Here is a 24,455-nt window from a genome sequence, read left to right as displayed (position 1 = left end):
CGCTGATTTCGGGTTAGCCAAGATCGCGCGCCATGACAATAGCGGTGGCGGGCGTGCCGTCGGGGCGGGGGTAGTAGCCCTTGCGCTCGCCGACCTTCTTGAACCCGAGCTTGCCATAGAGCTTGAGCGCCGGCGTGTTGTCGTCGGCAACTTCGAGCAGCATGCGCTTGGCCGGGCTCATCAGCAGCGCCTCGAATAGGGCGCGCATGAGCATGAGGCCGACGCCCTTGTTGCGCCACTTCTTGTCCACCGCGATGGTGATGAGTTCGACCTCTTCGCCGAGGTACCGGAGCATGGCGAAGCCGGCGATGTTCCGCTTGCTGTCGCAGGCGACATAGACCGGCGTGCCCTCGCCGGTGATGTAGGCGGCGAATTCTTCGCGCGTCCAGCCGCGGTAAAAGCCGGCGGCGTGGAGACGGGCGACGGTATCGGCGTCGCTGGCGCGGGCCGGTTCGACGTGGAGCGTTGCCGGGGAGAGCCAGAAGTTCATGAGGTGACCCTCGCGACGCGGAACTTCTCCTGCGGCTTGGCATCGGCGTCGCGGATATAGGCCGCCTCGGGCGGGAAGTTTGCGGGATCGGCGGTGGCGGCGAAGCGAGCGAGGGCAGCGATATCGACCAGCGGACTGGTTAGCGTCTCGGTGCCGGACGGAATGCGGCGGCGCGCTTCGTCCATCGGCAGGATGGCTGGGACGCCGATCGGGATAGCCGGGCCAGAAAAGAGCTGGAAATAGGCCTCGTCGCGGCGGGCATCGAGCAGCACTGCGGTGGCGTCGCAACGGGTGACAAGCGACAGCGCGAGGAGGCTGGGCACGCCGATCACCGGCAGGCTCAACGCGAGGCCGAGGCCGCGTGCGGCGCTGAGCCCGATGCGGAGGCCGGTGAAGGAGCCGGGGCCGGTGGTGACTGCGATACGGGTGAGATCGGCATAGGTCGTGCCGTTGCGGGCCAGCAGCTCGTCGATGGCCGGAAAAATCCGCTCGGCCTGGCCCTGCGCCATGTCCTCGACGAGGGTGTCGGCGAGGTCGCCGACAAGCAGCGCAAGCTGCAGGCGGGGCGCGGCGGTGTCGATGGCGAGGAGCGCGGTGGGCATGCGGGAGAGATAGGGGTTCGGACGGGGGTTGTCACGGGGGGATCCTCCCCTGCGCAGCGGGGGAGGATCACGAGAGGCCGGTGCCCCAAAAGCAAAACGCCCGACCAATGGCCGGGCGCTTCAAAACTCATGTCCGTCGCAGGTCAGACCTGCTGCACGGTCTCGACGCCGGGGACAAAATGGCGGAGGAGGTTCTCGATGCCGGATTTGAGCGTCGCGGTCGAGGACGGGCAGCCCGAGCAGGCGCCCTGCATGTGGAGGTAGACCGTACCTTCCTTGAAGCCCTTGAAGGTGATGTCGCCGCCATCCATCGCGACCGCCGGGCGGACGCGGGTGGCGAGCAATTCCTTGATCACTTCGACCGTCTCGGAATCCTCGGCCTCGAAGAACTCGTCGCCGGTCGAGACCGCGGCGGTGCCGTCGTCGAGCACCGGGCGGCCGGAGAGGAAATGCTCCATGATCACGCCGAGAATGGCCGGCTTGATATGGCTCCACTCGGCGCTGTCCTTGGTCACCGAGATGAAATCGGAACCGAGGAACACGCCCTCGACGCCGGGGACCTCGAACAGGGCATTGGCGAGGGGCGAGATGGCAGCGGATTCGCGGCCGCGGAAATCGCGCGGTTCACCCACCAGCACATCGCGGCCGGGGAGGAACTTCAGGGTCGCCGGGTTGGGCGTCGCTTCGGTCTGGATGAACATGGCGCCGGAAATCTCGTGTTAGAACGGTTCCAAAGTAGTGTTTTGGAGCCGGAAACGCAAGGGTTCGGCTTTACGTTACCGCGACGATCTGCTCGTCGGTCATGGCACCGGGGATGATGGTGACGATTACCGGCAGGGCCAGTTGCCCGGCGCGGCTGGCGAAGGCGCTGACGAGGGGTCCAGGTCCGTCCTTGCCCGAGGAGGCGGCGAGGACGAGGATGGCGATACCGGGGTCCTGGCGGATCAGGTTCTCGATCTCGTTGACGAGGTCGCCTTCGCGGATGACGGTTTCGGTGCGGATGCCGGCGCCGATCTGGTCGATGCGCGCGCGCTTGGCATCAAGCAGGCGCTCGGCTTCCTCGCGGGCTTCGGCGCGCATCACCTCCTCGACGCCGAGGAACTGGGTGAAATCCTGGTTGTCGATGACCGAGAGCAGCACCACCGTGCCGCCGGTGCGCTTGACGCGGTGGGCGGCGAAGGTGATGGCGCGATCGGCTTCCTTGCCCTCGTCGATGACGACGAGGAACTTGCGCTTATACTCGTTCAGGATATCAGCCACGCCACACCCGCCAGGAAGTTGCCCGTCATTGTCCCAAATGGGAGTCTCGGCGTCCAGTCAGCGCACGAAGCCGACGATCTTGCGGACATCGTCCATGATCGGCATGGCGATGGCACGGGCCCGATCGGCGTTCCTCCTGAGGATCTGGTCCATCTCGCCCCGGTCGGCGACGAGCCGCTTCATCTCGGTGGCGATCGGCGACAGCACCGAGACCGCGAGATCGGCCAGCGCCGGCTTGAACTTGCCCCAGCCCGAGCCTCCGAACTCTGCCAGCACTTCGTCGACTGACTTGTCGGCAAGCGAGGCGTAGATGGCGACGAGGTTCTCGGCCTCGGCGCGGCCGGCTAGGCCAGCGGCCTCGGTCGGCAGCGCATCGGCGTCGGTGGTAGCGCGCTTGATCTTTTTCGCAATCGTGTCGGCGTCGTCCATCATGTAGATGGTCGACATGTCGGAGGCGTCCGACTTCGACATCTTCTTCTTGCCGTCCTTGAGCGACATGACGCGCATGGCCGGGCCGGTTGAGAGTGTCTCGGTCAAGGGGAAGAAGTCGTCCTTCACGCCCAGGCCTTTGATCTGCTTCTTGAAATCGTGGTTGAATTTCTTGGCGATATCGCGCGTCAGCTCAAGATGCTGGCGCTGGTCGTCTCCGACAGGCACGGCGGTCGCCTTGTAGAGCAGGATGTCCGCGGCCATCAGCGAGGGATAGGCGAAGAGGCCGAGCGACACCGCCTCCGAGTTCTCGCCGCCTTCGGCCCCGGCCTTGTCCTTGAACTGCGTCATGCGCGTCATCCAGCCGACGCGCGCCACGCAGTTGAAGATCCAGGCGAGTTCGGCGTGCTCGACCACCTGGGACTGGTTGAAGATGATCGAACGGTTGGGATCGAGCCCGGCCGCGATATAGGCGGCGGCGATCTCGTAGGTCCAGCGCCTGAGGTCCTCGGGCTCCTGCCATACCGTGATCGCGTGCATGTCGACGACGCAATAGATCGTCTCGTGCGTTTCCTGCAGCGGCACGAAGCGCCGGATGGCGCCGAGATAGTTGCCGAGGTGCAGGTCGCCGGACGGCTTGATGCCGGAAAAGACGCGCGGAGTGAAAGGCATGGAGGAATTCCCGGAATAGAGGCAGGGCTTATCGCCCATCTACCGCGGCCTAGGCAAGCCTAGCGGCGTCGCTGGAGCCGCCGTAGCAACCCGCCAAGCGGCTGCAGGCGGGTGAGGTGGGCGAGCGCGAAGTAGAGCCCCGCACCGACGACGCAGAGCGCCAGCATCGCCAGCGCCTGAGCCGGGAAGAAGTAGCCGGGGTCGAAAACCGGGCCGAGGAGCAGCACCGTGCCCCAGAGCGCTCCGGACATGACGAGCGTCAGCGCCAGGATCAGCCCCTGCTGCTTCCATTCTGCTGCCGAGATGGTGAAGTGGCCGCGACGGGCAAGGAAGGTCGCGAGCAGCGCGACATTGACCCAGGCGGCGATCGAGGTTGCGAGCGCGATGCCGACATGCTTCAGCGGCCCAAACAGCGCCAGCGACAGCAAGATGTTGATGACGAGGGAGATGGCGGCGAACCAGGTCGGCGTCTTGGTGTCCTTGCGCGAGAAGAACCCCGGCTGCAGCACGCGGATGAGGACGAAGGCCGGTAGCCCGGCGGCAAATGCGATCAGCGCCTGCGAGACATTGACGCTGTCGATGGCACCGAAGGCGCCGCGCTCGAACAGCACGCGCACCACCGGCAGCGCCATCGCGATCAGCGCGCCGGCGGCGGGCATCGAGAGGAACATGGAGAGGAACAGGCCGTAGCTCTGGCTCTGCCGCGCTTCGACGTCGCGGCCGGCGCTGAGATGGCGGCTCAGGTCCGGCAGCAGCACCGTGCCGATTGCGATGCCGATGATGCCGAGCGGTAATTGGTAAAGCCGGTCGGCATTGTAGATGATCGACATCACCTCATTGGCGCCCGAGGCGATGATGGTGCCGACGAAGATGTTGATCTGGGTGATGCCGCCCGCGATGATTGCCGGCACGGCCAGGAGCCAGAAGCGGCGCACATCGGCATCGAAGCGCGGCAGGCGGATACGCGGCACCATGCCGGCGCGGCGGATGGCCCACCAGACCAGCGCCAGCTGCGCGATGCCGCCGAGCATGGTGGCGATCGCCACCCAGAAGGCGGTGTCGGGCGCCTCGAGCGTCAGGATGGCCAGCGGGATCAGCGCGCCGATATTGACGATGTTGAGCACGATCGGCGCGAAGGCGGCGGCGAAGAACCGGCCCATCGAGTTGAGGATCGCCGCATAGGCCGCCATCAGCGACATGCAGGCGAGATAAGGGAACATGATCCGGGTGAGAAACACCGTGAGGTCGAACTTTTCGGCGTCGCCGACAAAGCCCGGCACGAACGCCACCATGATCTGCGGCGCGAAGATTTCGACAAGGATGGTGACAACGAGGATCACCGCCACCAGCCAGCTCATGATCCGGCTCGCGAGCTCCTTCGCGCCGTCGGGGCCTTGTGTCTCGAGCGCGCCCGAAAACATGGGGACGAAAGCGGTGTTGAACGCCCCCTCGGCGAAGAGGCGCCGGAAGAGGTTGGGGAACCGGAAGGCGGCGTTGAAGGCGTCGGAGACCGGCGAAATGCCGAGCACGGCCGCCATCAGCGCATCGCGGACGAAGCCGAAGATGCGCGAGACGAGGGTCAGGCCGCCGACGGAGAGAAAATTGCGGGTGAGGCTCATGCGCGGGCTATGCGCCCCGCCTCAGCCATTCGCCACCTTGGCGGCCTTCTCCTCGACCGGCTGGAACACGGCCAGCAGCTCGTCGCGGATTTTTCTCTGGCGGGCCTTGGACTCGATTTTGTGGCCGGTGAGGTCGGTGACGTAGAAGACGTCGACGGCCTTTTCGCCATAGGTGCCGATATGGGCCGAGCCGATGGTGAGGTTGAGGTCACTGATGGCGCGGGTCAGCTGGTGGAGGAGGCCCATGCGGTCGAGGCCCATGACCTCGATGACGGTGAATTTCTCGGAGATCGTGTTCGAGACCGACACCTGTGAGGGCAGCGAGAAGGGTTTGAGCCGCTTGTTGTGGCGATCCTGCTTGCCGAGGTCGATCAGCACCTGGCGCTTGCCCTGGAGCAACTGCTTCACCGTATCGATGATGCGGGTGGCGCGGACTTTTTCGTCCTCGTCGGAGGTGAAGGAGCGGCGCAGGCGGAAGGTGTCGACGGCGCGGCCGTCGCGGGTGCCGAAGATCTGCGCGCCGATGATCGAGGCGTCGCACATGGTGCAGGCGCCGGCGATGAGCGAGAGCAGGCGCGGGTGGTCGGGCGTGTAGAACGAGACCTCGGTGATGCCTTCAAAGGCCTTGATGCGGATCGAGCCGGCGAACATCTGCCCGGCCTGGTCGGCGGCGCGGATCATCTTGGCATGCTCGAACTGCAGCTCGGGCTCTGCGCGCAGCCAGTAGTGGTCGTAGTGGCGGCCGAGATAGCTGTCGACCTCGGCTGGCGGCCAGCCGGAGAGCGCGGTGCGGAGCACGGATTTCGCCGCCTCGATGCGGTCACGCTGCGTCACCTGGCTGTGCCCGCCCGACAGCATCGGTTCGGTGGCATAATAGAGGGCGCGCAGCAGCGAGCCCTTCCAGCCGGTCCAGACGCCCGGGCCGACGGCGCGGATATCGCAGGCGGTGAGGATCATCAGCAGCGCCAGGCGCTGCGGCGACTGCACCACGTCGGCGAACGACTTGGCCGTCTCGGGATCCTGGATGTCGCGCGACTGGGCGATCTCGCTCATCAAGAGGTGATGCTCGACCAGCCAGGCGACGGTATCGGTCTCGGCCGGATCGAGCCCGAGGCGCGGGCAGAATTTTCGCGCGATGCGGGCGCCGGCGATCGAATGATCCTCCGGGCGGCCCTTGGCGATATCGTGGAGGAAGAGCGCCACGTAGAGCAGCCGCGTGTCGTTGAGATGCGGCAGCAGCTCGTGCGTCAGCGGCAGCTGGTCGCGCAAGCCCCCATTGGCGATATCGGCCATGACGCCGACGGCGCGGATCAGGTGCTCGTCCACCGTGTAGTGGTGGTACATGTTGAACTGCATCAGGGCGACGATCTTGCCGAAGTCCGGCACGAAGCGGCCGAGCACGCCCGCTTCGTTCATCTGGCGCAGGATGCGCTCGACATAGGTCGGGGCCGTCAGGATCTCGAGGAACCAGGCATTGGCCTGCCGGTCGTTGCGGAGGTCGTGCCCGATCAGCTTGAAAGCGCGGCGGATCGCCTTGATCGCATCGGGGTGCAGGTGCAGGTCATGCCGGCCGGCCAGCATGAAGCCCTTGATCAGGTTCTTCGGGTCCTTCTGGAATACGTCGGGACCCGCGACATTGAGGCGGCCGGAATCGATGACGAAATCGGTCTCGCCCTTGATCGCCACCTTGCCGCGCTTGAACGGGGCCAGCACCCGCCCGACCATGTCGAGCGGCTTGGCGTGGTCGAACTCTAGCGAAGTACAGAAGATACGGGTGAGGTCGCCGACGTCCTTGGCGACGAGGAAATAGCGCTTCATGAAGCGCTCGACGCCGAGCATGCCGGCCCGATCATTGTAGCCGAGGCGGGCCGCGAGTTCGGGCTGCAGGTCGAAGGTCAGCTTCTCGTCTGGGCGGCCGGTGAGGAAATGGAGGTTGCAGCGGATGGCCCAGAGGAAATCCTCGGCCCGCTGGAACAGCCGGTATTCATCGGCGCTCAGGACGCCCTTGCCGACCAGCTCGGCATTGGACTTCACGCGGTAGAAGTATTTGGATATCCAGAACAGCGTGTGGAGGTCGCGGAGGCCTCCCTTGCCGTCCTTGATGTTGGGCTCGACCACGTAGCGGGTATTGCCCATCTGCCGGTGGCGCTCGTCGCGCTCGGCCATCTTGGCGGCAATGAACTCGGGGCCCGTCTTGGGCATGATCTCGGTTTCGAACCGGTGCACCAGTTCGGCGAAGAGGGCGCGGTCGCCGGTGAGGTAGCGCGCCTCTAGGGTGGCGGTGCGCACCGTCATATCGGAGCGCGCCATGCGGATGCAGTCGTCCACCGAGCGGACGGCGTGACCGACCTTTTGGCCGAGGTCCCACAGCATGTAGAGCACGTATTCGGTGATCTGCTCGCCCCACGGCGTCTGCTTGTAAGGGAGGATGAAGAGCAGGTCGATGTCGGAGCCCGGCGCCAGCGTGCCGCGGCCGTAACCGCCGACTGCTGCCAGCGAGATCATTTCGGCGCCGGACGGATTGTCGAGCGGGTAGACCTCGCGCACCGCGAAAGCGTGGACGGCGCGGAGGATCTCGTCTTCGGCGGCGCTCAGGTTCATGGCGCAGCGCGTGCCCTTGCCGGTGGCCTTCAGTTCGGCCTCGGCACTCTTGCGCGCCGCATCGAGGACGCTGCGCAGGTGCTGCAGCACGATGGCGCGTGAACTGGCGGCCTTGGGGTCCTGGCCGGCGAGCAGCCGGTGCAGGTCGGCGAGAATGGTCTCGGCCTGGGTCAGGTGGAAGGCCGGTTTTCGCGGCCGGGCGTCAATTTCGGCGAGATGCATCGCGGATTTTCTTAAGCTCGTAGATCAGGTCGATAGCCTGTCGCGGCGTGAGATCGTCAGGCCGCACCTGATCGAGCATGTCATGTATCGGGTTAACAGCCGCCTTGGGAGCGGGCGGCTGGTGCGCAAAGAGCGGCAAATCGTCTAGCACGACGCCTTTGTTGCCGGAAGAGCGCTGTTCGAGCACGCCGAGTACCTGGCGCGCCCGGGCGAGCACGCTTTCGGGAAGTCCGGCGAGGCGGGCGACCTGGATGCCATAGCTGCGATCGGCGGCGCCTTCGGCCACTTCATGCAGGAACACCACCTCGCCCTCCCATTCGCGCACCTTCATGGTGTGATTGCTGACGCGCTTCAGCGTCTTCGCCAGAGCAGTCATCTCGTGGAAGTGCGTCGCGAACAGGGCACGGCAGCCGGTATCGTTGTGCAGTGCCTCGACGGCAGCCCAGGCGATGGAAAGGCCATCGAAGGTGGCGGTGCCGCGGCCGATCTCATCGAGGATGACCAGCGATCGGGCGGTGGCGCGGTTGAGGATGGCTGATGTCTCGACCATTTCGACCATGAAGGTCGAACGGCCGCCGCCGATATCGTCGCTGGCGCCGACGCGGGAAAAGACCCGATCGACGACGCCAATATGGGCGGCGGAGGCGGGCACATAGCTGCCCATCTGCGCGAGGATGGCGATGAGTGCGTTCTGGCGGAGGAAGGTGGACTTACCGCCCATGTTCGGGCCGGTGACCAGCCACAGCGCCCCGCCGGTCAGGTCGCAGCCGTTTTCGACGAAGACCTCGTGCTGGGCCCGGACGTTGGTTTCGACCACCGGGTGCCGCCCGCCCTCGATGAAGAAGGCGAGGCTGTCGTCGATGGTGGGCCGGCAGAAATTGCGCGTCATCGCCAGATGGGCGAGTGCGGTCGCGACATCGAGTTCCGCCAGCGCATCGGCGATGGCGCGGAGGCGCTCCTGCTCGACGGCGACGGCGTCGGCGAGCCGGGTGAAGATCGCGGTTTCGAGCGCCAGCGCGGCATCATGCGCCTTGGCAATGCGGCCCTCGAGTTCGGCCAGTTCCGCGGTGGTGAAGCGCATGGCGTTGGCCATGGTCTGGCGGTGGATGAAGGTGTCGCGATGCGGCACTTCGAGCAGCTTGCCGCCATGCCCGGCGGGAACTTCGACGAAATAGCCGAGGACGCCGTTGTGGCGGATTTTCAGCGAGCGGACGTCGGTCTCGTCGATGAGGCGCTGCTGCAGCGCCGCGACGACACCGCGGGTTTCCGAGGCAAGGGCACGCTCGGCATCGAGAGTCGCGTCGTAGCCCTTGCGCACGAAACCGCCATCGCGGGCGAGGAGCGGCGGCTCGTCATCGATGGCGTCGGCGAGTTCGGAGGCGAGGGCGGCCGGTGCGTCGGCGAGGCGGGCGGCGATGGTGGCGATTTCAGTCGGAGCGTCGGCGATGGTCGCAAGACGGTCGGCCAGCGCGATGGCGCCGGAGACGGCCGCGCCGATGGCCCGGAGGTCGCGCGGACCGCCGCGGCCGAGCGCCAGGCGGGTGACGGCGCGGGTCAGGTCGGGCACGGCCTTAAGCTCGCTGCGCAAGCGCTGGGTGATGAGCCCGTCGGCGACGAAGGTGCTGACGGCATCGAGGCGGGCGTTGATCCGGTTCGCATCGCAGAGCGGCGCGCTCAGGCGGCGGGCGAGGAGGCGCGAGCCAGGTGGGGTGACGGTGAGGTCAATCTCGTGGCGGAGCGAACCTTTTTCGGCGCCGCGCTGGGTTTCAAGCAGCTCGAGCGAGACTCGCGTCGCGGCATCGATCGCCATATGGGCGGAGAGACGCTCGGCATTGGGTGGGCGCAGGGCGACGGGGACGCCCTTCTGGCTGTCGCGCACATAATCGACCAGTGCCCCGAGCGCGGCGCGGCCGGCGCGGGAGAAGGCGGTAGGATCGACCTCGCCGGAGGGGAAGGCGGCGGCGATCCGGGTGCCGGCCTGCTCACTGTCGAAGGCGACGGCGTCGAGCACGGTGACGGCCATGTCGGGCAGCGTAAGCCGGGCTTCGTTGATAGTAGTGCGGGCCGCTTCGGTGAGCAGCAGTTCGGCTGGGCCGATGCGGGCCAGTTCGTCGCCGAGCGCGGCGGTGGAAAGATCAAGCACGGCGGTTTCGCCGGTCGAGACGTCGGCCCAGGCGAGGGCGAAATCGGTCTCACCGTGCCGCACCATCGAGAGGGATGCGAGATAGGCCGAGCCGCGCGTCGGGAGGAGGTCGTCCTCGGTGATGGTGCCGCGGGTGACGAGGCGGACGACATCGCGCTTCACCGGCGATTTGCCGCCACGCTTCTTCGCCTCGGCCGGGTCCTCGACCTGCTCGCAGATGGCGACGCGGTGACCGAGGCCGATGAGCTTCTTGAGATAGTCCTGCGCCGCGTGGATCGGCACGCCGCACATCGGGATGTCGGCGCCCTGGTGCTTGCCGCGCTTGGTCAGCACGATACCGAGCGCCTGGCTGGCGATCTCGGCGTCCTCGAAGAACATCTCGTAGAAATCGCCCATCCGGTAGAACAGGATGTAGCCCGGATTGACCGCCTTGATCTCGAGGAACTGCCCCATCATCGGCGTGATGGGCGACGCATCGGCGGCGCTCGGGGCGTGGAAGGGCGCTTGGTCCATGGGCTCGCGGGTGTGGCGGAAGTCCGCGAGATTATGGGGTTTGGGGGGTGGGGGCAACAGGGGTGCTTAGTGCATCCCCAACACCGGCGCCGGTGCGGGAAGAGTACCCCCACCCTGTCCCTCCCCGCAAGGGGGAGGGAGACGCTCTCACCAGCGCCAGTGTGTGTGAGACGATCGGTTGGGAGCGCAGGTCACCTCCCCCCTTGCGGGGGAGGGACAGGGTGGGGGTATCGGGTGAAGTGGCTCAGTACCTGTCGCTCGGGTCCTTCACCGGCCGATACACAAAATCGGTGAACACCGCTTCCTTCGCGGTCCCGTTCAGATCGCTAGCCGCCATCCCCACGAAAGCGCCGGTAAAGCTGCCGTGCTCGGCATGGCCGCCGCATTCGTCGGAGAGGAGCGAAGCGTCGAGCGTGCCGCCGACCGGTTGCCAGTTGCCGCCGGCCGAGGCCGTACCGGTGGCGTAGAAGAACTGCAGTTTCGGGCCGCGGATTTCCAGTTTGAGCCGCACCGGGCCGTCCTGCGGCAGGGGGACCGGGTCGGACGGGAAGGTCAGCTTGCCGTCGGGATGGCTCGCCATCGAGCTCATGATCAGCAGCTCGCGCTTGCCGTCGGAATGGGCGGTGACGGTGAGATAGTGGAAGTTGTAGCGGCTGTAATAGCCGGTGAGGCCGGCGAACTGGCGCTCGTCGACCGGCGAGAAATCGAGCGTCACTTCCGCATCGTAGGAGAAATGGGTCTGGCGGCGGGCGACGAGGGCCTGCTCGAACCACGAACCGATCGCCTCGCGGCCGATCAGCGTCAGCTTTTTGTCGCCGGTGCGGAAGATGCGCTCGGTTTCAGGGGTGCGGAGCCACTGGAAATCCCTGGGCAGCGTGTCGAAGCTGTAGCGCTGCTCGGCCCAGTAGTCGGTGTCGTCGCGCGTGCCGGGGATCTCGACTTCGAGCGAGGGCACTGGGCCGTCCTTGACCCACAGCCAGTCGTCATTGCCCCAATAGGCCTCCTGGATGCCGGTTTCTCGGCCGAGAACGCAACGGCGCTTCTGCGTCGTCGGGCGACCCATCAGGTGGACGAGATAGGTCTTGCCGTCAGGCGTCTCGACGATATCGCCATGGCCCGAGCGCTGCACCGCGTTGAGCGGGGCATCCTTGGCGGTGAGGATATGTTTGATCGGATGGGTCTCGTATGGCCCGTCGATGTTGCGCGAGCGGGCGAAGGTGACGGCGTGCTCGTAGCCTGTGCCGCCTTCGGCGGTGAGGAGGTAATACCAGGGGCGGCCGTCCTTGCCGTTCCGCTTGTAGAGATGCGGGCCCTCGACGAGCTTCAGGTCGGTACCCTGGTAGATGTTCTTGATCGGGCCGACGAGCTTCTTTTGGGCGTGATCGTATTCCTGCAGCGCGATGCCGGCGAACAGCAGCGGGCGGACCCGATGGTCCCATAGCATGTTGATGAACCACTTCTTGCTATCCGTGTCGTGGAACAGCGAGGGATCGAAGCCGGACGAGTTCATATAGACCGGGTCGGACCACGGACCTTCGATCGAAGGCGCGGTGACGAGGTAGTTGTGCGCGTCCTTGAACGAGCCGTCCTTGCGCTTCACGTCGGTGTAGATGAGGAAGAACTGCTCGCCGTCATGGCTGAGGCACGGGGCCCAGATGCCGCACGAATCCGGGTCGCCGCGCATGTCGAGCTGCGACGCGCGGGTCAGCGGGCGGGTGCAGAGCTCCCAGTTGGCGAGGTCCTTCGAATGATGGATCTGCACGCCGGGGTACCACTCGAAGGTGGAGGTGGCGATGTAGTAGTCGTCGCCGACGCGCAGGATCGAGGGGTCCGGGTTGAAGCCGGGGAGGATGGGGTTGCGGATGGTGGGCATACGACAGGGAACTCCAGGCGCGCTCAGACTGCGCCGTTGACTTCGATGATGTTGTAGTCGGGGTCGAGCAGGTAGACCTACGGGAAGCCCGCCGGGCCGTGCCGCCGGATCATGATGCGTTTGCGATTGCCCACGGGCGCGTCTTCGGCAAAGCCACGCGACTGGGCGTGGTGTAGGAAGCCGTCGAAGTCGCTTGTGTTCAGGGCGAAATGTGCGTCGTCCGGCGCAGCCAGCCGTGGGCCCGGCGGCGGTGTTCCCGCCCGATACTGGACGAGGTGCACCTCGAGGTGAGCCGTGGTCAGCCAGGCGCCGGAGGACTTGAAGGCCGGACGGTCAAGCTGCCGCAGCCCGAACACGTCCTTGTAGAACGCGACGGACTGCTCCGTGTCGCTCACCATGAGCGACACGTGGTGCAGCTTCAACTCCGGAGCCATCACACGAACCGGTTGACCAGGTTCTCGAGATATTCCTGCTGGCCGGATTTCGGTTGCGGGTTGATGTTGTCCTTCTCGACCCGCGCTGCGATGTCGGCGAGGCTTTCGCTCGTCAGCATCTTTTGCGCAGCCGGCGATTTCCAGCCGGCGTAGCGGGCTTCCTGGACCTTGTCGAAGGTGCCGTCCTCGATCATCGCCGCGGCGCCCTTCAAGCCGCGGGCGAGGATGTCGAGGCCGCCGACATGGCCGTGCAAGAGGTCGGCCGGATCGATCGACTGGCGGCGCACCTTGGCGTCAAAGTTGAAGCCGCCCTTGCCCAGGCCGCCGGCCTTGAGGATCTGGTAAAAGGCAAGCGCCATTTCACCTGGGTTGTTGGGAAACTGGTCGGTATCCCAGCCGGACTGCAGGTCGTTGCGGTTGGCGTCGACCGAGCCGAGGATGCCGAGCCCGCCGGCGACCGCCAGCTCATGCTCGAAACTGTGGCCGGCAAGGAAGGCATGGCCGACCTCGATATTGACCTTCACGTCTTTCTCGAGCCCGTAAGTCTTGAGGAAGCCGTAGACCGTGGCGACGTCGTAGTCGTACTGGTGCTTGGTCGGTTCCTGCGGCTTGGGCTCGATCAGGATCTGGCCCTTGAAGCCGATTTTCTTCGCATGCTCGATGACCAGCGACAAGAAGCGCGCGGCGTGATCCTGCTCGGTCTTGATACGGGTATTGAGCAGCGTCTCGTAGCCTTCGCGGCCGCCCCACAGCACGTAGTTGGCGCCGCCGAGATCGTGGGTGATCTCGAGCATCTGCTTTACCTGCCCGGCGGCGTAGGCGAACACATCCGGATCGGGATTGGTGGCTGCGCCGGCCATGTAGCGGCGGTTCGAGAACAGGTTTGCCGTACCCCAGAGGAGCTTGGTGCGGCTCGACTGCATCTTCTTGGCGAAGATGTCGGTGATGGTGCGGAGGTTCTTGTTGCTCTCGGCAAGCGTTGCGCCTTCCGGGGCGACGTCCGCGTCATGGAAGCAGAAGAACGGCGCATCGAGCAGGTCGAACAGCTCGAAGGCGACATCGGCCTTGAGCTTGGCGCCTTCGAGCGGGCTGCCAGCGTACCACGGCCGGTCGAAGGTGCGGCCGCCGAACGGGTCGCCGCCTTCCCAGGCGAAGGTGTGCCAATAGGCGATAGCGGGGCGGATATGGTCCTCCATCCGCTTGCCGAGGACGATCTCGTCCTTGTTGTAGTGGCGATAGGCGAGCGGGTTGGAGCTCTGCGGCCCCTCGAACTTGACGGGGCTGATCCCCTTGAAGAAATCGGTCACTGACGTGCCTCCTCGATGGCAGGATAGAGCGCGCGGTAGCGCTCGTATTGACGGGCGTAGGCGTCGGCGAGCGACGCATCCGGTTGGACGACCCGCTGGATGGCGGGGTTGAGCATGATCTCGGCGGGATCGACTCCCTCGGCGGCGCAGAGGCCGAGCCGGGCAACGCCGAGCGCGCCGCCAAAATCACCATCGGCGGGGATGGCGATCTCGGTGTCGAGATTGGTGGCGATCAGCTTCAGCCACAGCTCCGATTTTGAGCCGCCGCCGACGGCGATCAGCTGGCCGAGCGTCGTGCCCGCATCGTTCAGCACGCGCTTGCAGTCGCGGAAGGCGAAGGTGACGCCCTCCATAACTGCCTGGGCGAGACGCGCCGGATCAGAGGAGTGGCTGAGGCCCGTGAAGCTGCCGCGGGCATTGGCGTTGTTGTGCGGGGTACGCTCGCCCGAGAGGTAGGGGAGGAAGATCTCCTCGCCGGGGCCGGTGAACTGCGCCTCGGCGGCGCCAGCGAGCTTCGCCGGGTCCTGGCCGGTGATCTTCGACAACCAATTGAGGCTGTCGGTGGCTGAGAGAATCACGCCCATCTGGTGCCACGTATTGGGGATGGCGTGGCAGAAGGCGTGGACGGCGCCCTTGGTATTGGGGCGGAAGCGGTCGTTCGAAACGAACAGCACGCCGGACGTGCCGAGCGACACGAACCCCTCGCCGGGCTGGATGGCGCCGATACCGCAGGCGGCCGCCGCGTTGTCGCCGGCGCCACCGGCGACGATCACCTGGCCGCTCATGCCCCAGCGATTGGCGAACTCGCGCCTCAGCGCACCCGAGGGCGCCGAGCCTTCGACGAGGCGCGGCATGTGCGAACGGTTGAGGCCGGTGACCGCGAGCAGCGCATCGGACCAGTCGCGCTTGCCGACATCGAGCCAGAGCGTGCCGGCAGCATCGGACATCTCCTCGACATGCTCGCCGGTCAGCAGCAGGCGGATATAGGCCTTCGGCAGCAGCACCTTCGCGATGCGCGCGTAGATGTCCGGCTCGTGCTTCCGCACCCAGGCGATCTTGGGCGCGGTGAAGCCGGGCATGGCGATATTGCCGGCGATATCACGGAGCGACGGGAGCGCTGCTTCCATCTCGGCGCATTCGGCAGCGGACCGGCCATCGTTCCAGAGGATGCAGGGGCGGAGGACATGATCGTTCTTGTCGAGCAGGGTCGCGCCGTGCATGTGGCCGGCAAGGCCGATGCCGCGCACCGCCGCGACGTCCTGTGGATGGGCCTTGGCCAGCTTGTCGACCGCCTCGAGCGTCGCATTCCACCAGTCGGCCGGGTTCTGTTCGGACCAGCCAGGATGCGGACGGACAGGCTCGACAGCTTTCGCCGTCGCTTCGCCGACTGGCTTGCCGTCGCGGTCGATGAGCAGCGCCTTGACCCCGGACGTACCGATGTCGATGCCGAGATAAGTCATGAGGCACGTACCTCATGGCGCGTCGCGCAAGTCATCCGATTGTCCTCCCAGACGGCAATGTTCTTGGATCAAGCCTTGGGGAGATTGTCGCGCAGATAGAGACCGATTTCAATGGGGGCCGGCTGGCGCTCGCTGGCCTGCCCGAGCGCGAGGCTTTGGGCGATACCGAGCGCCGCGGCGATTTCGCCATCGGGGTTCTGGTCGATGACCACGTCGAAGGCGCCGCTGGTGAGCCCGGCCTGAGTTGCCGGCGTCAGTTCGTGCGCGACAACCCGGATCTTGCCGGCATGGCCGGTCTTCTGCAGTGCCCGGATCAGGCCGGCATTGCCGGCGCCGAGATTGTAGATGCCGGCGAGGTGACCCTTCAGCAGTTCGAGCGCCGCTGCCTCGGTGCGGGCGTCATCGTCAAACCCCTCAAGCGGGCCGACGATCTGGTGGCCGGGGAATTCGGCTGCCAGCACCGCCTCGAACCCCTCGCGACGCTGGTGATGGTCGGCGAGGCTGAGCGATCCGGCGATGATGCCGATGGGCCCGGGTTTGGCAAAGCGCCCCATCAGCGACGCGGCGGTGCGGCCGGCGGCGTGATTGTCGATGCCGACGAAGGAGCGGCGGGCCGAATCGGGCAGGTCGGAAACGAGCGTGATCACCGCGATGCCGCGGCGGGTGGCGCTGTCGATGGCGCGGCGGACCTTGTCGTTCTCGGTGGCGACGACCACGGCGCAATCGCAGGTCTTGGGGTCGAGCTCGCCGAGCGCGGTGGCGAGCGCCGTCGGATCGAAGGCGTGGACGAGCCGCGTGGTGATCGAGACACGCTCGCCCTTGCTGGCGCTGGCCCGGCGCTGAATGGCGGCGCCGAGCGCGAACATGAACTCGTTGCGGCCATCGGGGATGAGGAAAGTAACGCCGAGATCGCGCGAGCGGGCGAGGAGCGAGGCCGAGAGGTCGCGCCGGAAATCGAGGGTCTTGATGGCTTCTGCCACCTTGTCGGCCGTCTCGCTGCGGACTCCCGGGCGCCCGTTGAGCACGCGATCGACCGTTGCCAGCGAAACGCCCGCCTCGCGGGCGACATCGTGCACGGTAGCGCGCCGCTTGATCTCGTCCATTTGTCCTCCCCCGCTTCCGCCCGACGCCGAATGCGGCTATCAACCCGTCGCACGAAGAGGAGAGATCGGCAATGAGCGTCGCGGTTGAAAAGTTCGGCGAATATGAGGGCAGAAGCGTCGAGCAGTTCAAGCTCGCGAGCGATACCGGCGTCGAGGTCGACATCATCTCCTGGGGTGTGCTGGTGCGCGACTGGCGCGTGCCCGTAGCCGGCGGCAAGCGTTCGGTGGTGCTCGGGTTCGAGCAGTTCGACTCCTACCCCAAAGCCTCGCCCTATTTCGGCTCGCTCGCCGGCCGCGTCGCCAACCGCATCAAGAACGGCAGCTTCACGCTCGACGGCAAGACCTATTCGGTGGCCCAGAATTTCCATGGACACACGCTGCATGGCGGGCCCGAGGGCATCGGCCGGCTGGTCTGGAACGGTGAGGCCGACAGCGCCAACAACGCCGTGCGCTTTACCCTCGACTCGCCGGATGGCGCGATGGGCTTTCCGGGGAATGTCAGGTTCACCGCGACCTACACGCTGGTTGGCAACCGGCTGCGCCTCGATATCGCTGCCAAAGCCGACCGGCGCACGCCGATCAACGTGGTGCAGCACCAGTATTTCAACCTCGGCACCGGCCCGGACGTGCTCGACCACACCTACCAAGTGGCGGCCAGCGCCTATACCGAACTCGGCGGACCACTAATCCCGACCGGCGCCATCCTCCCCGTCGAAGGCTCGGTCTGGGATTTCCGAACCGGCCGCACCATGCGCGACGCCGCGGGCCAGCCGATCGACTATGACGGCAACGTGGTGCTGGCGACGGACCGCAAGTTCGAGGACGCGGTGGCGGTGGTCACCGGACCGGACAAGGCGCTGACGCTGAAGCTCTGGACCGACCAGCCGGGGCTGCAGATCTACAACTCGGTGACCACGGAGGTGTCAGCGGAGGGCAAGCACTTTGGCCATCACTGCGGCTTCTGCCTCGAAGACCAGGGCCTGCCGGACTCGGTCAACAACCCGCATTTCCCCTCGACGATCTACGGTCCGGACCGCGACTACAGTCACCGGGTCGACATCGAGATCGCCTGATGCAGGTCTATGTCGGACTGATCCGCGCCATTGGGCCTGTGACTCACGCCAAGATGAAGATGGGCGCGCTGCGCGAGGCCTGCGAGGCGGCCGGTCTCGCCGATGTCGCGACGGTGGGGAACACCGGCAACGTGCTGTTCCGGCACGATGGGGACGCCGCTGCAGCGCGGAAAACGCTGCAGGCGGTAGTCGATGGCTTCGGCCTGGGGCCGGCGAACGAGGTGTTCGTGCGCACGCCCGAGCAGATGGCCGAGGTCGTGAAGGCGAATCCGCTGGCCGAGGCGGCGGCGGAACGGCCCAGCGAGGTTGGCGTCAGCTCGTTCCACGCCGTGCCTGAGGACTGGTCGCCGGTGATTCGCGACTATGTCGGGCCGGAGGAAGTCGCCGTGGTCGGCGCGCATCTGGTCGTCGCCTATCCCAGGGGCATCACTACCTCGAGACTGCAGATCGAAAAGGCGCTCGGCGCCCGTATGACGCAGCGCAACTGGAAGGTGTTCGCGAGCCTGGCGGAGAAGGCGGCAGCTTTGACGAAGGGCTGATTCAGATCGAAACAGGCTTCTCCACCAGTCGGGCAACCTCCTTTGCTGCCCACTCCACCACCGCCGCGTCGGTGCGGTAGAACCAGAAGCGGCCGCGCTTTTCGAGCACCAGCAGGCCGGATTTGCGCAGCACCTTGAGGTGCTCTGAGACCGTTGCCAGCGACAGCTCGGAGAGTTCCGCCAGCTCGCCGGCGGCCCTGGCACCATCGCGGCAGGCGGCGACGAAGGCGCGGCGGTCGGGGTGCGACAGGGCGCGGAGGACTTCATCGAGGTCCGTTGGAGCGTCGGCCAGCGGGTCAGCCCTGGATCAGGGTGAGGACATTGCCGGCGGGGTCGCGGACCTGGGCTTTCCTGACCCAGCCATTGTCGAGCGCGGGCATGGCGATCGCGCCGCCATTCGCCTCCGTATCGCTCAACGCCTTGTCGAGATCGGGGACGACAATGCCGATGGTGAGGGCTGCGGTTTCGTCTTCGGCCAGGGCGCCATCCGGGCCACCTGCGGGCGTTGCGAGCATGGCGTAGCCGGGGCCGCGCGGGGTGACCTGCCAGCCTAGGACGCCGGCGTAGAAGTCCTGCAACGCGGCAATATCGGGGCCGGCGACATCGAAATGGCCGATGCCGTACATGGCGTGAGACTTGCTCATCAATGACTCCTGTCCTTGCGTTCCACTTTATTTCGCCTTTTCACGAAATGTCAACAGGCAGCGCCGCCACCTGCTGCTGACAGAAACTGGCAGGGGCGTCGGGCATTAGTCCTCGCGAACCAAACGCGGAGACCAGCATGCCCGCCTTCACGATCGCCATTCCCGACGCCGATATCGCCGACCTCAAGAGCCGGCTGCGGGCGGCGCGCTTCCCTGACGAAGTCGCGGATGCCGGCTGGGAGTACGGCACCAGCGTACCGTTCATTCGGACCTTTGCCGAATATTGGGCCGAGGCGTTCGACTGGCGCGCGGCCGAGGCCCGGCTCAACCGGTTCCCGCAGTTCACCGCCGAGATCGACGGCGAGCTGGTGCATTTCGTCCATGCGCGCGGCAGGGGCAGCAATCCTGTGCCGGTGCTGCTGGCCAATGGCTGGCCGAGCAACTTCGTCGAGCTGCTGCCACTGGTCGATCGGCTGACGGCGGAGGCCGATGGTGTTTCCTACGATGTGATCATTCCCTCCCTGCCCGGCTACGGTTTCTCCAGCCGGCCCACACTCAAGGGCATGAACCTGACGCAGATCGGGCATCTGTGGGCCGGGCTGATGGAGCAGTTGGGCTATTCCCGCTTTCTCGCGTCGGGGTCCGACCTTGGCGGCGGCGCCCTGCTGGGGCTTGTGCGCCACCATCCGGAGCGCCTGCTCGGCGTGCATTACTGCAACGTCTTTTCGGGATATCTGCGGCCGACAGAGCTGACGCCGGACGAGGTGGAGTACTTCAAGAAGGTCGACTACACCGGCTTTGCCGAGGGCGCCTATGCGCTGGTGCACGGCACCAAGCCGACCAGCCTGGCGGTGGGGCTCAACGATTCGCCCGCCGGGCTGGCGTCGTGGATCCTCGAGAAATTCCACTGCTGGGGCGATACCGGCGGCGACATCGAGAGCGTCTTCCCGTTCGAGACGCTGGCGACGCTGCTGTCGGTCTACTGGTTCACCCAAACCATCGGCTCCTCCGTTCGGCTCTACAAGGAGGCCTTCGCCGACCCCGAGATTCTGGCGCCCATGCCCCAACACAATGTGCCCCAGGGCGTGCTGGTGCCGGCCGAATCCGACCTGCCGGCGCCACGGGCCTGGGGCGAGCGTAACCTCCAGAACCTCATCCACTGGAACGATGCCGGCAAGGGCGGTCACTTCCCGGCACTCGAAGTGCCCGATCTACTCGCCGGGGACATCCGGGCCTTTCATCGCGAGATCGGGAGAGGGTAGTGTCCGCGGCATGGACAAGACCGAACGCCTGTTTTCCGTCATGGACGCCCTGCGCCGCCATCGCCGCCCGGTTACGGCGGCCGAGCTTGCCGAGGAGCAGGGCGTTTCGGTGCGCACGCTCTATCGCGACGTGCAGACGCTTATCGGGCTCGGAGCGCCGATCGATGGCGAGGCCGGGGTGGGCTACATGCTGAGGCCCGGCTTCTTCCTGCCGCCGCTGATGTTCTCGCCTGAGGAACTCGAGGCGCTGGTGCTCGGCGCGCGCTGGGTGCAGGCGCAGCCGGATGCGGGATTGGCCGATGCGGCCAAGAACGCTTTGGGCAAGATCGCCACCGCCTCGCCGGACGACCTGCGCGACCGGATCAAGGATACCGGGCTGTGGCCGGTGCTGATGCGCGGGCCGGGCGAACCGCAGCCGGTGCTGGGCCTCGTGCGTGCCGCGATGCGGACCGAGAAGGCGCTGCATATTGGCTATGCCGACGAGAGCGGCCGCGAATCGGAGCGCGACATCTGGCCGGTGCAGCTCGCCTATTACGAGGGCAAGCAGATCGTCGTCGGCTGGTGCTGCATGCGTGAGGCGTTCCGCAATTTCCGCACCGACCGGATCGTCCGGGTGGCGGTGACCGAGGAGCGCTACGGCCGGCGGCGGCTGCAGCTCGCCAAGGAATGGCGCGCGGAATGGGCTCGGCTGCACCCGGATTGGGCGAGCGCGCCGGGCTGAGTTCAGCCTCCTGCCACGGCCTGTCAGGAGGGCCGGGGCAAGGTCCTTTCAGCGGCGGGATTGGCCCGCCTCCTTCGAAAGGATCACCAAGAAAATGGCCTCCGCCCTGCTCAAGAGTTTCTCCCTCGCCGCCACGCTGCTCGTCACCACCGGCCTGACCGCGCTGGCTGCGCCCCGCGAGGAAACCATTCGATTCGAGGTCGATGGGACGACCGTGGTCGGCACGCTGACGCTGCCTGAGGCGGAAGCCCCCGCGCCGGTCGTATTGATGCTCTTCGGCTTTCTCGGCAACCGGGCCGAATGGCCGATCGCAGGCACCGAAGAGGGTCCCTATGCGCGCGCGGCCCGGTTGTGGGCGGAGAACGGCATTGCCAGCCTCCGGATCGACTATCGCGGCTCCGGCGAGAGCGGCGGCGCGTTCAGCGCTGCAACCCTGGATACCGAGACCGCCGACGGGATCGGGGCCATCGAGTGGCTGAAGGCCGAACCGCGGGTCGATGCCGACCGGCTCGGCATTGTCGGCTGGAGCCTCGGTGGGCCGATCGCGTCGCGGGTGGCGATCGAGAGTGGGCCGGATGCCCTGGTACTGTGGAACGGTGTTACCGCCCCGGTCGCGACCTTCACGGGGCTGTTTGGCAGCGAGGTGATGTCCGCCGAGCCGGTCGGCGCGCCACTCGACGTGACGATGCCGTGGGGACAGCCGGTGGCAATCGGCCGGGAGCTGATTGCGCAACTGCGCACGGCCGACCCGGTGGCCGAAATAGCCGGTTATGCTGGCCCGCTGCTGGTGGCGCAGGGCGACAACGACGTCGTGGTGACGCCCGACGGGGCTCCCCGGCTGATCGCGGCGCATCGGGGCGAGCATGACCTGTGGACCGCCAGCATGGACCATGTGTTCAACGCCGAGACCGGGCCCGAACAGCTGGACGCGCTGGTTGCGGCGACAGAGGCGTTTCTCCTGACGCACCTGCGCTGACCGATCCAGCCATGGCTGCACGATCCCCGCGAGAGCGGGGATTTTTTTGTTTTGCGGTCATGCCAGCGGGAGGTGTCGCCGTGCTCGTAACGCGACCGGAACGCTCCTGCCACGCCCTGTCAGCAGGGGTGGGGCAAGGTCATTTCAGACGCCGGGCCACGCTGGAGCGGCGCGACAGAGGAGCCGAAAATGACCGCTATCGATCGCAGAACGTTTCTCGTTGCCGCCGCGGCGGCCGCCATCGTGCCGGCGCTCGGCGCCACCGGAGCCAATGGAGAAAGCCAGATGACCGCCATCACCCCGTTCAGGATCGACGTTTCCGACGACGACATCGCCGACCTCAAGGAGCGGCTCACCATGGCGCGCTGGCCGCACGCGACGACCACGGACTGGAGCCGCGGGCAGCCGGTCGCGTTCATCAAGGAACTGGCCGACCAGTGGCTGAACAAGTTCGACTGGCGCGCCTGGGAATCGAGGCTCAACGCCTATCCGCAGTTCCTCACCGAGATCGACGGGCAGACCATTCATTTCCTCCACATCAAGTCGAAGGAACCCAGCGCCTTCCCGCTGATCCTGACCCACGGCTGGCCGTCGAGCGTGCTCGAGTTCCTCGACGTGGTCGGGCCGCTCAGCGATCCGCGCGCCCATGGGCTCGATCCGAGCCTCGCTTTCGATCTCGTGATCCCATCGCTGCCCGGCTATGGCTGGTCGACGCCGCTCAACGAGGCGGGCTGGGATACGGCCCGCGTGGCCAAGGCCTGGGACGCGCTGATGAAGCGGCTTGGCTACACGCGCTACGGTGCGCAGGGCGGCGATGTCGGCGCGCTGGTCGGCAAGGAGCTGGGCATCTTGAAGCCCGAGGGTCTGGTCGGCACCCATCTGCAGCAGATCTTCGCCTTCCCCACCGGGGCCCCCGGCGAGATGGAAAAGCTCACCCCGTTCGAGATGGAAGGCTTCGCCAATCTCGACCTGTTCACCAAATACAATGGCTACCAGGACATCCAGTCCAAGCGCCCGGGGACACTCGGCTACGGCCTGGTCGATTCCCCGGTGGCCCAGCTTGCCTGGAACACCGAGCTGTTCTTCGGCTTCGAGGGCCAGGGCGTGGAAACGGTCGACCGCGACCGCTATCTCGCCCATGCCTCGATCTACTGGTTCACCGCCTCGGGTGGCTCCGCCGCCAACATCTATCTCGAGGATGCGCGCTCCGGTTCCGGCTTTCGCGAGGAGCGCAACGACACCCCAACCGGTGTTGCCGTGTTCCCGTGGGACTTCCGCTCGGTGCGCAGCTTTGCCGAACGGGCCAACAACATCGTCCACTGGACCGAGATGCCGCGCGGCGGCCACTTCGCCGCGACGGACGCGCCGGACCTGCTGGTCGAGGATGTCAGGACCTTCTTTGGTAAGCTGATCTGATCAGCGCGACACCCCAATAAGGCAGCCCGCCACGCGGGCTGCCTTATCTCCCCAGACGGCCGGGTGGAAGCGTTTACACTGTCGTCTGCCTCGGCGATGCTGCGGCCCGGGGAGAACACTATGAAGCTGCTGCACACGACGCTCGGGCCGATGCGGGCCGATGAACTCGGCATGATCCTGCCGCACGAACACGTCTTCGTCGATCTGCGCACGCCCGACAAGCCGGGCTATGCCGAGGCCGATCCGGCCGACGTGGTGCGGCTGATGGCACCCCAGATCGAGGCGCTGAAGGCACGCGGCGTGACCGCTATCGTCGAGTGTTCGACCGGCGGCGTCGGGCTGCGCGTCGACATCGATCTGGCGGTTTCAAAGGCCACTGGCTTTCCGATCGTTGTGCCGACGGGCAACTATCGCGAGCCGTGGATCCCCCACTGGGTGCGCGAAGCGAGCGAGGCCGAACTCGCGGAGCGGTTCTATCGTGATCTCGCGGTCGGCGTCGGCGACACCGGCGTGAAGGCGGCCTGGATCAAGATCTCGGCCGGCGATGACGGCATAACTCCGCTCGAGGAGGCGATCCTTCGAGCCGCGGCGCGTGCCGCCGGCCGCACCGGCGCGGTGATTGGCAGCCACACGATCAAGGGCAGGGTGGTGATGGACCAGCTCGACATCATTGAGGCCGAGGGCTATCGCGCCGACCGGTTCATTTCTATCCATAGTCAGGCCGAGACGGATTTCGGGCTCAACCTCGCCGTGGCCGAACGCGGCGCATGGATCGAGTACGACCATGTCGGCCGCGAGCCGGACGACGAGGTGGCGGCGCTGATCCTCAGGGCGCTGGACGCCGGCAAGGCGAAGCAAATGCTCATCAGCCACGATCTCGGCTGGTACGACCCGGCGCAGCCCGCCGGCGGTACGCCGCGGCCCTACACCCACCTCAGCGACGTGACGCTACCGCTGCTGCGGACGCGTGGCGTCGACGAGGAAGTGATCCGGCAGCTGACGGTCATCAATCCGTTCGAGGCTTTTGCGCGCTGAGTGGCAGCGTTGAACAGCCGGTGTCTTGCATCGGACCAGTAGCGTGGCGAGAGCGCCCACT

At 66.3% G+C, this 24,455-nt stretch carries 22 protein-coding genes; 7 read left to right on the top strand and 15 right to left on the bottom strand.

The features are described 5' to 3' along the window. Positions 1-13 precede the first annotated feature (13 nt). From rimI to ACOYW5_RS14660, 13 genes are all read right to left on the bottom strand, one after another. Positions 14-490, bottom strand: coding sequence for a ribosomal protein S18-alanine N-acetyltransferase (rimI, locus tag ACOYW5_RS14720; protein ID WP_423065641.1), 477 nt, complete (start codon positions 488-490; stop codon positions 14-16). Further along, the gene (tsaB, locus tag ACOYW5_RS14715; RefSeq protein ID WP_423065640.1) at positions 487-1,092 is read right to left on the bottom strand and encodes a tRNA (adenosine(37)-N6)-threonylcarbamoyltransferase complex dimerization subunit type 1 TsaB; all 606 of its coding nucleotides are present in this window, start codon (positions 1,090-1,092) and stop codon (positions 487-489) included. Before tsaB ends, rimI begins: the two co-directional genes overlap by 4 nt. Before the next feature lie 143 nt (positions 1,093-1,235). Next, positions 1,236-1,793, bottom strand: a complete 558-nt coding sequence (locus ACOYW5_RS14710; RefSeq protein ID WP_423065639.1) for a NifU family protein — start codon at positions 1,791-1,793, stop codon at positions 1,236-1,238. Positions 1,794-1,863: 70 nt separating this feature from the next. Continuing rightward, entirely contained in the window at positions 1,864-2,352 is a 489-nt protein-coding gene (locus ACOYW5_RS14705) for a universal stress protein (protein ID WP_423065638.1), read from the bottom strand. A 57-nt stretch (positions 2,353-2,409) separates the two neighbouring features. Beyond that, the gene (gene trpS, locus ACOYW5_RS14700) at positions 2,410-3,453 is read right to left on the bottom strand and encodes a tryptophan--tRNA ligase (RefSeq protein WP_423065637.1); all 1,044 of its coding nucleotides are present in this window, start codon (positions 3,451-3,453) and stop codon (positions 2,410-2,412) included. A 59-nt stretch (positions 3,454-3,512) separates the two neighbouring features. Continuing rightward, entirely contained in the window at positions 3,513-5,072 is a 1,560-nt protein-coding gene (gene murJ / locus ACOYW5_RS14695) for a murein biosynthesis integral membrane protein MurJ (RefSeq protein ID WP_423065636.1), read from the bottom strand. A 21-nt stretch (positions 5,073-5,093) separates the two neighbouring features. Then, the gene (locus ACOYW5_RS14690; protein ID WP_423065635.1) at positions 5,094-7,895 is read right to left on the bottom strand and encodes a [protein-PII] uridylyltransferase; all 2,802 of its coding nucleotides are present in this window, start codon (positions 7,893-7,895) and stop codon (positions 5,094-5,096) included. Then, positions 7,876-10,551 (bottom strand): DNA mismatch repair protein MutS, encoded by a 2,676-nt coding sequence (gene mutS / locus ACOYW5_RS14685; RefSeq protein WP_423065634.1) that lies wholly within the window; start codon positions 10,549-10,551, stop codon positions 7,876-7,878. Before mutS ends, ACOYW5_RS14690 begins: the two co-directional genes overlap by 20 nt. A 244-nt stretch (positions 10,552-10,795) precedes the next feature. Then, the gene (locus tag ACOYW5_RS14680) at positions 10,796-12,424 is read right to left on the bottom strand and encodes a glycoside hydrolase family 43 protein (RefSeq protein ID WP_423065633.1); all 1,629 of its coding nucleotides are present in this window, start codon (positions 12,422-12,424) and stop codon (positions 10,796-10,798) included. Positions 12,425-12,501: 77 nt separating this feature from the next. Continuing rightward, the gene (locus ACOYW5_RS14675) at positions 12,502-12,858 is read right to left on the bottom strand and encodes a VOC family protein (protein ID WP_423065632.1); all 357 of its coding nucleotides are present in this window, start codon (positions 12,856-12,858) and stop codon (positions 12,502-12,504) included. Then, positions 12,858-14,165 (bottom strand): xylose isomerase, encoded by a 1,308-nt coding sequence (gene xylA, locus ACOYW5_RS14670; protein ID WP_423065631.1) that lies wholly within the window; start codon positions 14,163-14,165, stop codon positions 12,858-12,860. The genes ACOYW5_RS14675 and xylA overlap by 1 nt, the downstream gene beginning before the upstream one ends. Then, positions 14,162-15,625, bottom strand: a complete 1,464-nt coding sequence (xylB, locus tag ACOYW5_RS14665; RefSeq protein WP_423065630.1) for a xylulokinase — start codon at positions 15,623-15,625, stop codon at positions 14,162-14,164. Before xylB ends, xylA begins: the two co-directional genes overlap by 4 nt. Positions 15,626-15,693: 68 nt before the next feature. Beyond that, a complete protein-coding gene (locus ACOYW5_RS14660) occupies positions 15,694-16,728 on the bottom strand; it encodes a LacI family DNA-binding transcriptional regulator (RefSeq protein ID WP_423065629.1) in 1,035 nt (344 codons plus the stop codon). A 71-nt stretch (positions 16,729-16,799) separates the two neighbouring features. Here ACOYW5_RS14660 and ACOYW5_RS14655 point away from each other — a divergent pair, with 71 nt between their 5' ends. Next, positions 16,800-17,801 carry an aldose epimerase family protein gene (locus ACOYW5_RS14655; protein WP_423065628.1) on the top strand — a complete coding sequence of 334 codons (1,002 nt, stop codon included), beginning with the start codon at positions 16,800-16,802 and terminating at the stop codon, positions 17,799-17,801. Then, positions 17,801-18,340 (top strand): DUF1697 domain-containing protein, encoded by a 540-nt coding sequence (locus tag ACOYW5_RS14650; protein WP_423065627.1) that lies wholly within the window; start codon positions 17,801-17,803, stop codon positions 18,338-18,340. The genes ACOYW5_RS14655 and ACOYW5_RS14650 overlap by 1 nt, the downstream gene beginning before the upstream one ends. Position 18,341: 1 nt before the next feature. Here ACOYW5_RS14650 and ACOYW5_RS14645 read toward each other — a convergent pair whose 3' ends face one another. Both ACOYW5_RS14645 and ACOYW5_RS14640 read right to left on the bottom strand, forming a co-directional pair. Next, the gene (locus ACOYW5_RS14645) at positions 18,342-18,632 is read right to left on the bottom strand and encodes an ArsR/SmtB family transcription factor (protein WP_423069473.1); all 291 of its coding nucleotides are present in this window, start codon (positions 18,630-18,632) and stop codon (positions 18,342-18,344) included. Between the two features lie 4 nt (positions 18,633-18,636). Next, positions 18,637-18,984, bottom strand: coding sequence for a VOC family protein (locus tag ACOYW5_RS14640; RefSeq protein ID WP_423065626.1), 348 nt, complete (start codon positions 18,982-18,984; stop codon positions 18,637-18,639). 137 nt (positions 18,985-19,121) lie between these two features. On the opposite strand from ACOYW5_RS14640, the gene ACOYW5_RS14635 reads away from it, so the two are divergent. The 5 genes from ACOYW5_RS14635 (at position 19,122) to ACOYW5_RS14615 (ending at position 24,394) form a co-directional block, all read left to right on the top strand. Further along, on the top strand, positions 19,122-20,246 hold the full coding sequence (locus tag ACOYW5_RS14635) for an epoxide hydrolase family protein (protein WP_423065625.1): 1,125 nt from the start codon (positions 19,122-19,124) through the stop codon (positions 20,244-20,246). A 10-nt stretch (positions 20,247-20,256) separates the two neighbouring features. Next, positions 20,257-20,967 (top strand): helix-turn-helix transcriptional regulator, encoded by a 711-nt coding sequence (locus ACOYW5_RS14630; RefSeq protein ID WP_423065624.1) that lies wholly within the window; start codon positions 20,257-20,259, stop codon positions 20,965-20,967. A 94-nt stretch (positions 20,968-21,061) separates the two neighbouring features. Next, positions 21,062-21,943, top strand: coding sequence for an alpha/beta hydrolase family protein (locus tag ACOYW5_RS14625; protein ID WP_423065623.1), 882 nt, complete (start codon positions 21,062-21,064; stop codon positions 21,941-21,943). Positions 21,944-22,132: 189 nt separating this feature from the next. Beyond that, the gene (locus ACOYW5_RS14620; RefSeq protein ID WP_423065622.1) at positions 22,133-23,359 is read left to right on the top strand and encodes an epoxide hydrolase family protein; all 1,227 of its coding nucleotides are present in this window, start codon (positions 22,133-22,135) and stop codon (positions 23,357-23,359) included. Between the two features lie 120 nt (positions 23,360-23,479). Beyond that, positions 23,480-24,394, top strand: a complete 915-nt coding sequence (locus ACOYW5_RS14615) for a phosphotriesterase family protein (protein ID WP_423065621.1) — start codon at positions 23,480-23,482, stop codon at positions 24,392-24,394. Positions 24,395-24,455 lie beyond the last annotated feature (61 nt).

It is taken from the genome of Devosia sp. CN2-171 (assembly GCF_049354815.1).
Classification (GTDB): Bacteria; Pseudomonadota; Alphaproteobacteria; order Rhizobiales; family Devosiaceae; genus Devosia_A.
This window is presented reverse-complemented; position numbering and strand designations above follow the sequence as displayed.

Coding starts and splice junctions, on each gene's coding strand:
- rimI (WP_423065641.1), bottom strand. CDS start 490: ATGAACTTCTGGCTCTCCCCGGCAACGCTCCACGTCGAACCGGCCCGC.
- ACOYW5_RS14675 (WP_423065632.1), bottom strand. CDS start 12,858: ATGGCTCCGGAGTTGAAGCTGCACCACGTGTCGCTCATGGTGAGCGAC.
- ACOYW5_RS14680 (WP_423065633.1), bottom strand. CDS start 12,424: ATGCCCACCATCCGCAACCCCATCCTCCCCGGCTTCAACCCGGACCCC.
- ACOYW5_RS14635 (WP_423065625.1), top strand. CDS start 19,122: ATGCCCGCCTTCACGATCGCCATTCCCGACGCCGATATCGCCGACCTC.
- ACOYW5_RS14640 (WP_423065626.1), bottom strand. CDS start 18,984: ATGAGCAAGTCTCACGCCATGTACGGCATCGGCCATTTCGATGTCGCC.
- mutS (WP_423065634.1), bottom strand. CDS start 10,551: ATGGACCAAGCGCCCTTCCACGCCCCGAGCGCCGCCGATGCGTCGCCC.
- ACOYW5_RS14650 (WP_423065627.1), top strand. CDS start 17,801: ATGCAGGTCTATGTCGGACTGATCCGCGCCATTGGGCCTGTGACTCAC.
- ACOYW5_RS14625 (WP_423065623.1), top strand. CDS start 21,062: ATGGCCTCCGCCCTGCTCAAGAGTTTCTCCCTCGCCGCCACGCTGCTC.
- ACOYW5_RS14690 (WP_423065635.1), bottom strand. CDS start 7,895: ATGCATCTCGCCGAAATTGACGCCCGGCCGCGAAAACCGGCCTTCCAC.
- ACOYW5_RS14660 (WP_423065629.1), bottom strand. CDS start 16,728: ATGGACGAGATCAAGCGGCGCGCTACCGTGCACGATGTCGCCCGCGAG.
- ACOYW5_RS14710 (WP_423065639.1), bottom strand. CDS start 1,793: ATGTTCATCCAGACCGAAGCGACGCCCAACCCGGCGACCCTGAAGTTC.
- ACOYW5_RS14620 (WP_423065622.1), top strand. CDS start 22,133: ATGACCGCTATCGATCGCAGAACGTTTCTCGTTGCCGCCGCGGCGGCC.
- trpS (WP_423065637.1), bottom strand. CDS start 3,453: ATGCCTTTCACTCCGCGCGTCTTTTCCGGCATCAAGCCGTCCGGCGAC.
- ACOYW5_RS14655 (WP_423065628.1), top strand. CDS start 16,800: ATGAGCGTCGCGGTTGAAAAGTTCGGCGAATATGAGGGCAGAAGCGTC.
- murJ (WP_423065636.1), bottom strand. CDS start 5,072: ATGAGCCTCACCCGCAATTTTCTCTCCGTCGGCGGCCTGACCCTCGTC.
- xylB (WP_423065630.1), bottom strand. CDS start 15,625: ATGACTTATCTCGGCATCGACATCGGTACGTCCGGGGTCAAGGCGCTG.
- tsaB (WP_423065640.1), bottom strand. CDS start 1,092: ATGCCCACCGCGCTCCTCGCCATCGACACCGCCGCGCCCCGCCTGCAG.
- ACOYW5_RS14615 (WP_423065621.1), top strand. CDS start 23,480: ATGAAGCTGCTGCACACGACGCTCGGGCCGATGCGGGCCGATGAACTC.
- ACOYW5_RS14630 (WP_423065624.1), top strand. CDS start 20,257: ATGGACAAGACCGAACGCCTGTTTTCCGTCATGGACGCCCTGCGCCGC.